At 43.6% G+C, this 14,932-nt stretch carries 13 protein-coding genes and 1 pseudogene; 9 read left to right on the top strand and 5 right to left on the bottom strand.

Annotation, left to right across the window (positions count from 1 at the left end):
* Positions 1-267: 267 nt before the first annotated feature.
* A pseudogene (locus D8S93_RS16075) lies at positions 268-886 on the top strand (HAD family hydrolase).
* A gap of 87 nt (positions 887-973) precedes the next feature.
* On the opposite strand, the gene D8S93_RS16070 reads toward D8S93_RS16075, so the two are convergent.
* The gene (locus tag D8S93_RS16070) at positions 974-1,522 is read right to left on the bottom strand and encodes a GNAT family N-acetyltransferase (protein ID WP_005398196.1); all 549 of its coding nucleotides are present in this window, start codon (positions 1,520-1,522) and stop codon (positions 974-976) included.
* A gap of 272 nt (positions 1,523-1,794) precedes the next feature.
* Between D8S93_RS16070 and D8S93_RS16065 the strand changes: the two genes are divergently transcribed.
* From D8S93_RS16065 to D8S93_RS16050, 4 genes are all read left to right on the top strand, one after another.
* Positions 1,795-2,919, top strand: coding sequence for an acyl-CoA desaturase (locus D8S93_RS16065; RefSeq protein WP_319803019.1), 1,125 nt, complete (start codon positions 1,795-1,797; stop codon positions 2,917-2,919).
* A 355-nt stretch (positions 2,920-3,274) separates the two neighbouring features.
* Complete coding sequence (gene dcuC, locus D8S93_RS16060; RefSeq protein ID WP_005398199.1) at positions 3,275-4,642, top strand: anaerobic C4-dicarboxylate transporter DcuC; 1,368 nt, start codon at positions 3,275-3,277, stop codon at positions 4,640-4,642.
* Between the two features lie 226 nt (positions 4,643-4,868).
* Positions 4,869-5,459, top strand: coding sequence for a LemA family protein (locus tag D8S93_RS16055; RefSeq protein WP_170892618.1), 591 nt, complete (start codon positions 4,869-4,871; stop codon positions 5,457-5,459).
* A complete protein-coding gene (locus tag D8S93_RS16050; protein ID WP_152814232.1) occupies positions 5,459-7,348 on the top strand; it encodes a M48 family metallopeptidase in 1,890 nt (629 codons plus the stop codon). Before D8S93_RS16055 ends, D8S93_RS16050 begins: the two co-directional genes overlap by 1 nt.
* 68 nt (positions 7,349-7,416) lie before the next feature.
* Here D8S93_RS16050 and D8S93_RS16045 read toward each other — a convergent pair whose 3' ends face one another.
* Positions 7,417-7,773 carry a hypothetical protein gene (locus tag D8S93_RS16045; protein ID WP_005398137.1) on the bottom strand — a complete coding sequence of 119 codons (357 nt, stop codon included), beginning with the start codon at positions 7,771-7,773 and terminating at the stop codon, positions 7,417-7,419.
* A gap of 577 nt (positions 7,774-8,350) precedes the next feature.
* On the opposite strand from D8S93_RS16045, the gene D8S93_RS16040 reads away from it, so the two are divergent.
* From D8S93_RS16040 to D8S93_RS16025, 4 genes are all read left to right on the top strand, one after another.
* Positions 8,351-9,583 carry an OFA family MFS transporter gene (locus D8S93_RS16040; RefSeq protein WP_031780690.1) on the top strand — a complete coding sequence of 411 codons (1,233 nt, stop codon included), beginning with the start codon at positions 8,351-8,353 and terminating at the stop codon, positions 9,581-9,583.
* 67 nt (positions 9,584-9,650) lie between these two features.
* Entirely contained in the window at positions 9,651-11,264 is a 1,614-nt protein-coding gene (locus D8S93_RS16035) for a VRR-NUC domain-containing protein (RefSeq protein WP_152814230.1), read from the top strand.
* 165 nt (positions 11,265-11,429) lie between these two features.
* The gene (locus D8S93_RS16030) at positions 11,430-12,077 is read left to right on the top strand and encodes an AcfA family outer membrane beta-barrel protein (RefSeq protein ID WP_152814228.1); all 648 of its coding nucleotides are present in this window, start codon (positions 11,430-11,432) and stop codon (positions 12,075-12,077) included.
* 15 nt (positions 12,078-12,092) lie between these two features.
* Positions 12,093-12,428 (top strand): NirD/YgiW/YdeI family stress tolerance protein, encoded by a 336-nt coding sequence (locus D8S93_RS16025; RefSeq protein ID WP_104973619.1) that lies wholly within the window; start codon positions 12,093-12,095, stop codon positions 12,426-12,428.
* A gap of 77 nt (positions 12,429-12,505) precedes the next feature.
* Here the strand turns inward: D8S93_RS16025 and yegS are convergent, their stop codons facing one another.
* From yegS to D8S93_RS16010, 3 genes are all read right to left on the bottom strand, one after another.
* Positions 12,506-13,408 (bottom strand): lipid kinase YegS, encoded by a 903-nt coding sequence (yegS, locus tag D8S93_RS16020; RefSeq protein WP_152814226.1) that lies wholly within the window; start codon positions 13,406-13,408, stop codon positions 12,506-12,508.
* A gap of 8 nt (positions 13,409-13,416) precedes the next feature.
* Positions 13,417-14,322: a LysR family transcriptional regulator gene (locus D8S93_RS16015; RefSeq protein ID WP_152814224.1), complete on the bottom strand. Its 906-nt coding sequence runs from the start codon at positions 14,320-14,322 to the stop codon at positions 13,417-13,419.
* A 173-nt stretch (positions 14,323-14,495) separates the two neighbouring features.
* Entirely contained in the window at positions 14,496-14,921 is a 426-nt protein-coding gene (locus tag D8S93_RS16010; protein WP_053806013.1) for a bifunctional diaminohydroxyphosphoribosylaminopyrimidine deaminase/5-amino-6-(5-phosphoribosylamino)uracil reductase RibD, read from the bottom strand.
* Positions 14,922-14,932 lie beyond the last annotated feature (11 nt).

Genomic DNA, 14,932 nt, shown 5'->3' with positions numbered 1-14,932 from the left:
AAGCAGCGCGAAATGGCGCAAATATTTCGCGACGCTTGTCTTTAATTTCAATCTTTTAAGATAGCGACACTTGATTTACAACCAAATAAATGAAGTTGCATATAGTTTAGTGTAATTTTGCGATAATCGCGTTGTATCCTAAGGGATGTTAGTCTCATATACGTTCGAGACATTTAAACAGCGCCTTTGGCTCGAACTTCCAAAGATTTTACGACAGCACTCACTGTGGATGTAACGCGGTGATGAACAATTGGCTTGGGGTGTGTTATGGAACCTTTACAAATAAAAAACGTAATTTTTGATGTGGGAAATGTATTAGTACGCTGGTCTCCGGTAGAGATTGTTCGCTTAACATTTGGTCACTCAGTAGAAGCGGAAAAAATGGCCCAGTTGCTGTTTTCATCACAAATCTGGAAAGACTTAAACAAAGGAATCATTTCCGAAAAGGAAGCCAAACTGTGCTATCAACGTGAGCATCAGGTGACAGCGGAAGAAATGGACCGCTTTTTTTTACTATGTCAAACATACACAAATATTACTTTACGGCAGTGTCGAACTGCTAAAAAGAGTAAAAAGTGCAGGATATCGCGTTTATGCGCTCACAGACAACGTCAACGAAATTGTCGAGCATCTGCGTGCTACCTATGAGTTCTGGCCGCTGTTTGATGGTGCAATCATCTCTTCTGAAGTGCAGTTACTAAAACCACAAGCTGAGATCTACCAAACCCTACTTTCAACATATCAGCTTCAGGCTGAGGAAACGGTATTTCTTGATGATATGCCATACAACGTCGAAGGGGCCCGAGCGGTAGGCATGGAAGCCATTCAATTTGAAAATGCTCAGCAATGCGAGTCAGAGCTAAAAGCCATGGGGCTTTGCTTTTAAGTCGCCAACTGAAACACGAAACTTTAGGACAGGCACAAAAAAGAGCAGCTTTGATGCTGCTCTTATTGCTGAGCTAAAACGTCAAGACTAGGAGTAAATAACGTTTTCTTCTATCCCACTAACTAATGACTGAGCATTCTTCCAACGGAATACCTTCTCCAATACTTCTGTACCACCTGGCGCACGCCAAGTTCGCTCTTGACATTCTTGACCTCCAATATGGCGGTAGAATTCAATTGCAGAAATGTTTTGCGATACGACTTCTAGATAAAGACCAGTGTCTTTAAAATACTGTTGCTGCCATTCTGCGACAGCAAGTAATAGCTGTTTGCCAATACCACGACCACGGTAGCTGTCATCAACATGCAGTGCGTCAATAAAGGTTCCACGCTCGAAGTCATGGTTGCCAAACACACAAACGAAGCCGAGCAACAAACCACCCTCTTCCGCCAAGACAATGTGCTGGTTGAATGGTGGGTTGGTCAGGCGGGTTTGCCAGATCAGTAGTTTGTCGTCAATCGCCTCTTTATCAAGATAGTTATCACTAAGAATGCCACGGTAATGACGCTTCCAACTATCCGCATGAAGATGCGCAATGCGCTCGTAGTCCTTATATTCCGCTAATCGTAAATCCATTACGTATTCCTATTTTCTTACATTTTTTACTTCTTTATAGAGTCTCGGCATATTCCACCTTTATAACACTTGTTTCTTGGCAGATTTTATACACCTTAAGCCAGAGCTCATTTTTTAATACTACTCATTATTCAATTAAAAGCAAAATATCCCATCAAGTTCCTTAATGTACATCCAAAGGAACAGTCACATTTGTCTAACTTTAATTTGACTTACACGTGTACGCTGATATTCTGGCAAACAGTTGTTAGCTCAAAGTTAGGAATACACCTGTGACTCAAAACAAACCACCCATTATCTGGTTGAATACATTGATATTTTCTTCCAGTTTTGTTCTGACTTTTATTGTAATGCCTTGGTATGCATATCATTTTGGACTGGGTTGGGAGCATCTAGTTTGGGGAGTGATGGCATTCAGTTTTACGAATCTTTCTATTACAGCAGGCTATCACCGACTCTGGAGCCACAAAACATACGAAGCTCATCCAATTTTACGTGCTATTTTTGCGATTGGAGGAGCATTTTCTTTGCAAAATAGTGCATTACACTGGTCTTCTGATCATCGTGTACACCACAAGCATGTCGACAATAACGACAAAGATCCTTACTCAGCGAAACGTGGCTTTTGGTATTCTCATATTGGTTGGATGTTACGCGACTACAACAAATCGCAGGAAAACGAATACACCAACTGCCGCGATTTAAAGCGTGACAAAATCGTCATGTGGCAACATAAGTACTATGTTCCACTTGCTCTACTCACCAATATTGGCTTTCCGGCCGCTCTTGGTGTTATCTACGGCGATATTTGGGGTATGTTATTAGTAGTTGGTGCCGCTCGACTCTTTATGAGCCACCACACGACCTTTTTCATTAACTCACTTGCGCATGTTTGGGGAAAACAGACTTTCACGGACAAAAACACCGCTCGCGACAACGGCGTGTTAGCCTTTTTCACATTTGGTGAGGGCTACCACAATTTCCATCATATCTTCGAGAATGACTATCGTAATGGTGTGTATTGGTGGCATTACGACCCGACCAAGTGGTTGATTAAGTCATGCTCTTGGCTTGGACTCACATCTAAATTACGCACAACGCCAACATTTAGAATAGAAAAAGCTCGCGCAACTCAACTCTTGAAGAAAGCAAAAGAAAAACTGGGAGCAAAACCGAATACGCAGACGATTCTCGATCAGTTACAACACGAGTTTGATGCGCTAGTTCATCACATGCAGGAATATTATGAGATGCGAAAGGAAGTACTCGGTGCAAAAACAGCCAGTGTGGTAAAAAAATACGAGTGTTCTGTGACAAAGATAAAGTATCAGCAAATCAAAGCGGAGTTCGAGCGGCAACAACGCAGTTGGAACCTGATGGTGCGCCGATACGCTTAACTTAACCTATCCTTACGATTTAGCTTCGCTTCGGCGAAGCTTTTATGTTGCAAGGATTATTACCCTCTCCCAACTCACTGAGTTGTTTCTTTTTCTCATTTTGAATCAATTCCCTCACTATTTATTCAAATTTCTGGTCATATTTTCCTTCCTGCAAACAGCTTAAAACCAGCACATAACACTTAGAAAACCAAATTCCAACAATACAATCTAACGAAATTAATTATTAAATTATTATTTGTCTCAGATCATGCAAGCCCCATATTTGTCTCGTGCCACAGTTAAGAATTCTGTAAATTCCTTGTCATAAACTGAAACAGTTTCTTTCTTTTTTTCATAACATTCGGAGATCCCTATGTTAGAGCTCTTAATTGGCTTAGTTGTCACCATTGCTGTGGGTTACTTTATCGTCAAAGGCTATAAAGCAGCGGGCGTGTTACTGACGGCTGGTATTGCTTTACTTCTTATGACTGGCGTATTGGGGCATGACGTGCTGCCCTCAAAAATCACCTCAACCGGTAACATGGTGACAGACGCGCTAGAATACGTTAAATACATGCTACAATACCGCGGCGGCGGCCTTGGTATGCAAATCATGTTGCTATGTGGCTTCGCTTCCTATATGACTCACATCGGCGCGAATAACGTTGTAGTGAAACAGTTCTCTAAACCGCTTTCTGTTATCAAGTCTCCTTATGTCCTTTTGGTAGCGGCTTACATTGTGGCGTGTTTGATGTCTCTTGCAGTAAGTTCTGCAACCGGCCTTGGCGTACTATTAATGGCGACATTATTCCCAATGATGGTCGCAATGGGGATCTCTCGTCCAGCAGCGGTTGCAGTTTGTGCCTCTCCTGCGGCAATCATTCTTTCTCCAACCTCTGGTGATGTGGTGATCGCCGCCGAAAAATCTGGCTTGGCGCTTGATGTGTTTGCGGTACAAACAGTGTTGCCTGTTTCTATCTGCGCAATCATCGTGATGGCTGCCGCGGCTTTCTTCTGGAACAAATACTTAGATAAGAAAGAAAATACGCCAATGGAAAAAATTGACGTATCAGAGATCAAAGCCGATGCGCCAGCGTTTTATGCGGCACTGCCATTTCTACCTATCATCGGCGTGTTCCTATTCAACGGTCGTACCATTCCAGGACTTAGCCTAGACATTTATACTATTGTGGTCGGTTCGATTTTCCTTGGCGCTCTGATCCATTACGTTGTAAATAAGTTTGATGGTAAGAAATCACTAGAAGATTTAGATTCTTGTTACGCTGGCATGGCTGACGCGTTCAAAGGCGTTGTGATGCTTTTGGTTGCAGCGGGGGTTTTTGCGCAAGGTCTAATGTCTATCGGCGCTATCGATAACCTACTTCACCTTGCAGACAATGCAGGTGCAGGCGGTGTTGCTTTAATGCTTATCCTTACTGCATTGACAGTTGCAGCAGCAATTGCAACGGGGTCTGGTAACGCGCCTTTCTATGCATTTGTAGAGTTAGCACCATCTTTGGCTGCGAAAATGGGACTAAACCCAGCGTTCCTAATTATCCCGATGCTTCAAGCATCAAACCTAGGTCGTACTATCTCACCAGTGTCTGGCGTAATCGTTGCGACATCCGGTATGGCGAACATCAGCCCGTTTGAGGTTGTAAAACGAACATCTGTTCCGGTTCTTGCAGGTCTTATCACAGTTATTATTGGTACTATGGTACTTGTTCCAATGAGTGCCTAGCGGCATCGCCAATATTGCTTATCGACAAGGCCCGGCTTCTAGCTGGGCCTATTTCTTTCATCTCTCCAGTGCCATTATTCTTTCTGTATTGCTTTGTAAATGCATTTTAATTGTTACTCAACTCGTGACATATTTCTCGGTTATTACATCGCTTCTTCAGAAGCATTTGCTTAATATCTCAACAGTTTATATAAGAACTGAATACATTAAGAAAATGGGATTTATTATGACTGCATTTATTGTCTTTATCGTTATTGTCCTGCTCATTGTGGTGTACGCCGTCAGTATCTACAACAAGCTCGTTACTCTACAAAACCGTTTCAAAAACAGCTTCGCTCAAATAGAAGTTCAATTAAAACGTCGATACGATTTGATTCCGAACTTAGTTAATACTGCAAAAGGCTATATGGAACACGAAAAAGAAACATTTGAACGTGTCATCCAAGCTCGTAATCAAGCAATTGCTGGCCTGAAAGCAGCCAGTGACGCACCTGGTAGTGATGCAGCAATTAGCCAACTAAACCAAGCGGAAAGCATGCTGCAAAGTGCGTTGGGCAAACTTAATGTGGTAGTGGAAGCCTACCCTGAGCTTAAAGCGAATGAAACCATGAGTCAGCTTCAAGAAGAATTAACCAGCACTGAGAACAAAGTTGCGTTTGCTCGCCAAGCATTTAATGATGCGGTAACCAGCTACAACACATACAAACAAACGTTCCCGCCAGTGTTGTTTTCCAACGCATTCGGATTCCAAGATGGCAAACTGTTAGAGTTTTCTGACAGTGCTGAAATACAAGCGGCCCCGAAGGTTGAGTTCTAATGAATTTCTTTGACCATCAAGATACCGCGCGTCAACGCACTGGGCTTTTGGTGTTCCTGTTTTCCTTAGCAGTTGTCACCATCACTGGTTTGGTAAGCGTATTATCGATTGGTATCTATTACGGAGTAACAGGCGAACACTTTGATCAAGAAACCGCACTTACCTACGTCTTGTTGTGCTTTGCCGGTGTATTGCTGGTTGTTGCGATAAGTTCAACGGTTCGCTTATCCGCCCTCACCTCCAATGGAGGCCGAGGTGTTGCTGAGAGCATAGGCGGCAAGCTGATTTCCTCAAACACCTTGGATGCAAAACATAGACAACTGCTCAACGTTGTGGAAGAGATGGCAATTGCATCTGGTATTCCGGTTCCTCCCGTCTATGTGATGCAGGAAGAGCGCGGTATCAATGCTTTCGCAGCAGGCATGAGCATTGATGATGCCGTCATCGGCGTCACACAAGGCGCACTGGATAGCTTCACGCGAGATGAACTACAAGGTGTCATTGCTCATGAATTCAGCCATATCTTAAACGGAGATATGCGTTTAAATACACGTCTTATCGGCGTACTGTTTGGCATCACTTGCATTGCACATTTTGGACACTTGGTCTTAGATAACACTCATCATACGAGCCGCGTATCAAGAAGTTCTTCCGATTCCGATAAAGGCTTTGCGGTTATCATGCTGATTGCGATTATCTGTTTGGTTCTGGGCTGGATTGGCACCTTGTTTGGCTCGATGATCAAAGCTGCAATCTCTCGTCAACGTGAATTTCTCGCTGATGCCAGTGCCGTTCAATTTACTCGAAACGATCAAGGCATTGCTGGTGCACTCAAGAAAATTGGTAGTCATATGGCGGGTTCTTCATTGAATACAAAAGCAAGCGATGAGATGAGCCATATGATGTTTGGTCAAAGCAAACTCTCCGGCTTTTCTGGCCTATTTGCGACTCACCCTCCACTAGAAGAACGGATTCGCCGAATTGAACCTGGTTGGGATGGAAGTTTTTCTCAAAGTTCGCATCGTCCAACGACAAGCTTTGAGAATGATAACGTTAGTGGATTCACATCAGGGACATCGACACAACCTGAGAAACCAACCACCGCAGAACTCAGCGAAGTAGGTCAACAACTACTTAACCAACTTCCTTCCGAACTTGTCGACATCGCTCGTGAACCATACAGTGCGCGCTTTATTGCTTTTGCCTTGATATTTGATGGCAGTGAACTCCAGCGAGAGATGATAAAAAGTCATATCCCAAAGGTGTCTCAAGCACAATTATTACCATGGCTGGATTATGATTTGCCTCTTCATCTACGCTTTCCATTACTCGAACTCTCCATCCCTGCCTTGAAATCGCTGAGTGAGGGTCAGAAAAACAGACTGTGCCAGGTGCTACGTGAACTCTCTCAAACTGATGACCACTACTCACTCGCAGAATGGTGTGTCATCAACTTATTGGAGAAGCAACTACTCGAATCGTATGGATGTACAAAACAGATCCAATCTTTAAAGCAATTAAAAGAGAGTGTGTTTTGGCTACTGCGCGAATTGGCTTGGGTTAGTCACTCTCAACCGGAAGACGCTCAACGTGCATTTAGCAGCGCCCTAACCTGTTTGGGCTTTAATGATGCAGAGTTACAACCCGCAAATAAGAACTGGGGCCTAAATCGCGCTGCTTTAGAGCTCCTACTGCAACTCAAACCGAAAAGTCGTCGCTTGTTCGTAAAAGCGTGTCGATTAGCGATTGAATCGGATGGAAAGGTTACCGTTGCGGAAGGAGAACTCTATAGGGTAATCGCCTGCTTCTTAGAAGTTCCAGAGCCGCCACTAACAGTATCAGTCAATACAGGACAAACCCTACCGAGCCAAACACAACAAGCTAACTGACTTAGCTTTAAACAAAAACGCCAGCAAAAGTGCTGGCGTTTTTTCATTATGTTTTCTTATTTGACGATTTACGCTGACTTAAATCGATCAGGGATCTTAGTGATACTCTCTCGATAACTAAACCATAAGTAGGTCACGGCGAGAGAGAAGAATAAATACGAAAGTGCGAATACGATTGGAGATGTAATTAATTCAGCCGACATTCCCCACATCACACCAACAACCGTTATCGTCAACTTAGAAAGCATGCCGCAAATTAGTAAGAATAAAGCAAGCTGTGGAAAGCGCGAGCTACGGAATGCAAAGAAATAACAGCTCCCTACCGCTAGAGAAGCAATAGATAGACCCAACATAAATGAATGGATGTGATCTGCAGATGCGACACCAGCAGATACCGAAGCCATGAGTAATAGGAACAGTTTCATAAGTCACCTCACAACAAGTCTAAAAAAGCATCCCTTCATAAATGAAATCTCATTTTTCGCTATATTCTGCTCCTATAATCTGCAATTACAAGTGACTTTTTTGTTCACTTAATGCACAAAAAACCTAATCAGCCCTAGTTATTACAAAAGGTTAACAATTTAAATTTAAGAAACCCTTTACATCCAATACTTACGGCAACAAGACGATATTTCAGTCATTTTTGTTACAGGGAGTTAACACGGTAACATTTTGAAATTTTTTATATGAAATGTGAGCTGTGCACCCAACTGCGCACTGAATTCTCTATTTTGACTAGTTCCTCATTCCCAACAACAAAAATCATCACCTTTTGATAACACTAAAACCACATACAAAACCATGAATTCACATCCGCTTTTAATGTTTCAAATTATTTTATCAGTAACGGTAAAAAGAGATTCCAATCACATATTTATTGGTTATAATCCGCGCTCATTGCGTTAATCGTTGAAAAACGCAAACTAATTTTGAGAAAAAACATCTTTAAACCAACCCTCTTTGCGGCATTGCCAACAAGAGGAAAAACTGAGAATGAAAATGAGCAAGATTGATAAAGCTATGCGCATCCTGTTAGCAGGGTTCTGTATCAACCTTTGTCTTGGCATCCTGTATGCTTGGAGTGTATTCAACAAGGCACTGGTAACTGAATCAGGCTGGAGTGCTGCAGAAGCTTCTGCACCTTACGCAACTGCAACCATCACTTTCTCTATCTGTCTTCTTGTTGCAGGTATTCTTCAAGACCGCATGGGTCCGCGTATGATCCTTATCCTAGGTACTGTTCTTACAGGTCTAGGCATGATCGCATCTGGCTTTGTTGACACTCCACTCATGCTGAACATTACCTTCGGTGTGATCACAGGTGCAGGTATCGGCTTTGGCTACGCATGCCTATCACCTTCTGCAATGAAATGGTTCCACGCTTCGAAGAAAGGCATGGTTAACGGCATTATTGCGGCTGGTTTCGGTCTAGCGGCTATCTACCTAGCACCAGTAACATCATCATTGATCGACAGCATGGGCATTCAAACGAGCTTTATGGTTCTTGGTGTTGGTATCCTGGCAATTGCAGTTCCTCTTGCAGCAACCATCAATAACCCACCAGCAGACTACACGCCTGCAGAACCGAAAGTAAAAGAAGGTCAAGCACCTAAAGCGGTTAAAAAGTCAGATGATCTAACTTGGAAAGCAATGCTGAAGACGCCACAGTTCTACTCTCTATGGATCATGTACGCGTTCGCAGCTTCTGTTGGTCTAATGATCATCGGTAACATCACGACAATCGCAAGCGTTCAAGCAAACTTGCCAAACGCGGTTTACCTAGCGTCCATTCTTGCTGTATTCAACTCTGGCGGTCGTGTTGCTGCGGGTATGCTTGCAGATAAAATCGGCGGTGTTCGTACGCTTCTACTTGCGTTCGTCTTACAAGGCGTAAACATGGTGCTGTTCGCAACGTTCGACTCTGAGTTTACTCTGATCATTGGTACTGCGATCGCAGCGGTAGGTTACGGTACCCTTCTAGCGGTATTCCCTACGCTAACGGCCGAGTTCTACGGTTTGAAAAACTACGGTACTAACTACGGTGTGCTTTACACTGCATGGGGTATCGGTGGTGCAATCGGCGCAGCAGTTGTTGGCTTCTCTATGACGAACGGCGAAGGCTACACCTTGGCTTACACTATTTCATCAGCAATGATGGCAGTATGTATCGTACTTGCGTTCATCACTAAGCCACTGTCTGAAGCGAAAGTAGCGCAGCTAAAAAACGCATAATTGCGAATTGATTTGATAGCGAAAAGGCTTAACCTATGAGTTAAGCCTTTTTTGTTACAGGTCGTTTATGGAAAGCCCTATCGAACTTGCACCAGACTACTATCTAGAAAACTTCTTTAAGCTGACTCACCACGCAGTAACCTGGTACAGCGATTTACTGGCTGAGGAAGAACACGCTTGGCTTTGCTCGTTTGATTCCTTGAGCAAACACGCCCAGTGCCTGTTAGTGCGTTTATACAGCCGAAAAGGGTGTTGGTTTCGAAGTGATAAGCTGAGTTATCAAGAAATACCTTCAATCAATGAAGCACTGGCAGAATTGAGTCAACATGAGTTTGTGGCCCTTTCCCCCCCACTCTCTCATCAAGAGTTAGCGTCTAACTTACTGACGAAACCGGAGATCTCTGCACTTTACCCAGAGCTACCGAAGTCATTAAAGAAAGATGCCTTTGTGGAGCGTTTAAGCAACACGGAATTTGATCGTTTTGAGCAGCTTGAGTTTACGATCATCAAACTCAATTCCGCCCACATGATCGACGTTTTACTCACCCTATTTTTTGCCAACACTCATCAAGACTTAAGTCAGTTTGTGCTTGATGACTTAGGTCTACATCAGTTCGAGCAATACCAATTGAGTAAAGTGCGCCGTTTCTTTGATTCACGTGAGCAAATAGACCGCTTAATTGAACTAAGCCAACTGGCCAACCTGTACTGGCAATTTGATCGAAAAGACAAAGCGAACCTCGACTTATTAATTGAGGCAATGCCTCATCCAGTTAGTCACCATTACGTAGATCGTAAACGCGAACACATGTTGAATGACATTGCGCGAGACTATGAGCGTATTAATGAGCTAGAGACCGCCCTATCTCTATTTAGCCAAACTCAGCTCGCTCCGAGCCGAGAACGACGAGCACGTATCTATGACAAACTAAACCAAGATGATTTATTTAGTGACATTGTCACAGAGATGCTGCAGTCGCCATTTGATGTGTCTGAGCTCGAAGTCGCACAAAAACTTGAGCAACGGTTGAAGCGAAAACAAGGCGCGAAAGTACCAAGAGTAGCGAAGCCACTCTGCTCCGAATATCATATTGAACTGGATTTATCTCAACAACGAGTCGAGCTTGCCAGTAAAGCGTATTTTGAGTCCTTAGGCTGGAATGTGTTTTACGCTGAAAATGCGTTGCTCAACTCGCTACTGGGGCTTACATTCTGGGATGCGATTTTTGCTCCTATTGAAGGGGCATTCATTAACGCTTATCAACACCGTCCTTTAGATTTATATCACTCAGATTTTGTTACCAAGCGCCAAGCTTTGATAGACACCGCTTTTGCCGAACTAGAAGCGGGCAACACCCAGACGTTATTGACAAAATACGATGAGAAGTTTGGCATTAGTAATCCATTTGTACATTGGAATTTAATAAGTAAAGAGCTACTCGAAACAGCGCTCAACACCATCCCAACCAATATGCTGATGGCGCTGTTCAAAATACAATTGAGCGACCTTAAGCTTTACCGTAATGGGATGCCGGATCTCATTGCTTTTAAAGAAAATGAGTTCGAGTGGATTGAAGTGAAAGGCCCTGGCGATAAACTCCAGGATAACCAATGGCGTTGGATCAAAGAGTTTACTCGCCTTAATGTCCCGTTTGCGGTGTGTTACGTCGCAGCAACTTAACTTACTCTATATAAAGAGCTTGGTGTTTGTTCACTCAAACCGCCCCTCGGTTATCGCCCCTTGCTCTTTTTTCTAAACATTTTTTCGTTTCTTCACGATCGCTTCACGCTTCTTCACACAAAATGCGCTTCTACTCACTAAGTTGATTTGAAGAGGCAAAATAAAATGAACAAAACACTTCTTGCGTTACTTGTTACCTGCTCAGTTTCGGTATCTGCGGCTCCTTATGTAGGTCTGGAATATGGACTAGGCACCACTGACCATGATTTGGAACCTCACTTTTCAACTGACAACGTAACACTCAACCCTGAGCTTGAAGACGGTATTTTCTCAGGTTTTGTCGGTTACGCGTTCAATGACAACTGGGCGCTAGAGTTGGGCTACAGCCAATTTGACCTTGATGATAATCGTTCAAAGAACCTTGGTATCAAACAAATTGATGGCAAAGATTACCATCATGAAATGGATTGGGATGCGTCAATCAAAGCCAAGCAAGTGTCGCTGTCTCCAGTGTTTAGCTATGCATTAAATGATAAGTGGACTACAAAATTCAAAGCCGGTTTAACTTACACACAATACGATGCCAAGGTTTCTAAACATCAAGAATATGAGCTTGTCGCGAATGACGATGTGGAAATGAACAACACGCTTTTCCACAACACAGAGCAAAACAACGAGCTAGGCGCAATGTTCTCAGTGGGTGCGGAATACAGAATTTTCCCGCAGCTCACCATAGGTGCAAACGCAAAATATCAACTAGACCGATACGTGAACACTGCATCCTTTAACGTAGGCACAACTTACTACTTCTAATTTAAGGAAGCGATAATGAAAAAAATGATTTTAGCATCCATGTTTGCCCTACTTTCAAGCTCAGCTTTCGCCGCGTTTAATGGTCCAGAAATAAGCGTAATTAATTCGGTGAAAGAGGCGCACAACGCAACCGACGACAGCGCAGTCATGTTAACCGGGCACATTGTTCAATCTCTTGGTAACGAGACTTACTTGTTCAAAGATGAGACTGGTGAAATCGAAGTGGAAATCGACAATGAAGATTGGATGGGGCTAGACGTTGGTCCAAACGATAAAGTAACGATTCGAGGCGAAGTTGACTCAGAGTGGACAACCACGCAGATTGACGTAGAAACCATTCAAAAGCTTTAATTCGCCTGACACCTCAACATAAACAACACAGCCACATATTGGAGGCTGTGTTGTTTATGGGCCTTGAAACTACTCGTTTAGCTGGTCAAGCAAGGACAATCTTGCGGCAAGACTAATCGTATACTCTTAGGCTGAACATCAAACCGTATTGTTCTCGAATGATATGGTTCGCCATCTAAATTGAGCGGAAGTGGATTTGGGAAGTCTATCTCCAACCAGCTTGCTCTTGTGTGTTTTACAAACTCACCTTTCTCGCTAGGATTATTGATCTCTTCGATAACTTTTGGCAGCTCATGAGGTAAGAATGGACGCACCAGTGTTAGATCCATCAAGCCATCATTAATCATCGCTTTCGACGCTAACTCTTGCCCACCTCCAGCTAAGCGACCATTGCAGAAAGCGCCAAGCAACATTTCTCCCTGATAAGCCCCACCTTCAATTTTTATTGTTCCGTCATAAGGTTTAAAGCCGAGCGCTTTTACAACACCGGTTAGTGTATAAGCGCCGCCACCAAGAAAGTTTTTAAGTTCAACAGGCGTTTCTGCCGTAACTTCTGCGCCAAACCCTGCTGTTGCTACGTTAATAAAGTAGCGATCGTTAGCCTTGACACAATCGACCAAAGCAGACTGCCCTTCTACGGCGAGAGATAAAGACGCCTTGATAGAAGCTGGCACTTGAATCGCGGTGGCAAAATCATTTGCGGTACCAAGAGGGATAATGGCTAACTCAGGGCGTTTTTCTTCTTCAATTTGGATAATCGCAGAAGCCGCCTCATTGACGGTCCCATCGCCACCAGCGACAACAATACGTTCAATCCCTTCATCAACCGCTTCTTTCACCAAGCGCGGCATGTCTTGAGATTCCCAAGTCACTCGCACTTGCAGATCGACGCCCTTGTCTCTCATTTTCATGATTGCATCTCTTAACTCTGGGTTCCCAGCTTTTTTGCCGTTAAGGATGGCACGTATTGTCTTCTTCATTGCACTTCCTATTGGTTGATGGTTTTCCCTGCTCGTTTAATCTGTGATCGCAACCATTGATGGGCACTGTCGTTTGTCCGACTAGGATGCCATATTGTGCAGAGCTCATAGGTTTGTTCATCAAATGGCATAGATAAAGATTTAACATGATAGGTGTGGTTGAACAAGTTGATCATCGACTCGGGCATTAAACCAATATATTCACTACCGCAGATAACAGGTAGCATTTCCAACACGCCAGAAGCTCGATACTTTATCTTTCTTTTGTCCAAGTCGACAATATCATCGGCGTTTAACAAGCTCTTACGACTCTGCCACTGCGAAACCACCACATGTTCTTCTTCAAAAAATTGTTCAGCCGTAATCTCGCCCTTTAAGCGTGGGTGCTCCTCGCTACACACCACCACCAAGCGCTCAGTAAGCACAGTTTCAACTTTTAAAACCGTTCGTGCTCTTGGCGCGATATCAATGATCAAGTCGTAACGTTGCAAACGTAGATCGCTTTCAAAATCTTCCGTAAAGAGTGGATGAACCTCTAAAGCAATATGTGGTGCTAACTCACGGATCTGTTTCATGACTTGAGGGAGCAACTCAAAACTTGCAACAGAGACACAAGCAATGGAAAACACTCGATTCGACACTTTAGGGTCAAATTCGCTAGAAGCCGCCAGAGTTGAAGTAAAGTTTTGCACCGAAGTAAGCAGCGCAGGGTAAATATCCATAGCAAAAGAGGTAGGTTCTACCCCCTTGGTACAGCGATGAAATAAAGGTTCGTCATAAATATCACGAAGGCGTGCCAACGCTTTGCTGACTGCGGGCTGCGTGATGCTGAGACGTGCTGCTGCTTTAGATAAGTTCCCCTCTTCATAAATGGCAATAAAGATGGGGATAAGATTCAGATCGGTCGGTTTCATGCTATTAAATTTTTCGAAAATCACTTTCTCTATTTTAATCTAACAGCATGATAGTTAACGTAGCCAAGTACAAGAAATGGGCGGTACGACCTGTTTTAATGAGTTTTAACTCAATTTTGACGTGCTCCATTCACCTCATAAGTGAGCAGCTACCGTGCAAGCCAAAGCTTACATTAAGATTTGCCTAAATATGGGGTAAGAAACTCGCTGACTTCCTCGCCGCATAAACCAATTTCTACCTCAATACCGGCTTGTTTTAGAATCTCGATACCTCGACCACTGTTGCGCGGATCTGGATCCAACATGGCTACGACGACTTTGCCAATACCGGATTTTACTAATGTCACCGCGCAAGCTGGCGTACGACCTACAAACGAACACGGTTCGAGCGTAACGTATGCCGTCACCGCTTCTAACGAGCCTTGATATGCATTCAGCGCTTCTACTTCCGCGTGGTTGCCACCAATAGCTTGAGTATGACCTTCTGAAACGATTTGATTGTCTTTCACTAACACGCAGCCAACCGGCGGGTTTGGTTGACATTCAGGAAGCGCATTTTTGGACACTTCCAATGCGCGGCGCATAAACTCTTGGCTCATTTGAACTCTAT

Source organism: Vibrio sp. VGrn 2 (assembly GCF_009361695.1).
Lineage (GTDB): Bacteria > Pseudomonadota > Gammaproteobacteria > Enterobacterales > Vibrionaceae > Vibrio > Vibrio diabolicus.
This window is presented reverse-complemented; position numbering and strand designations above follow the sequence as displayed.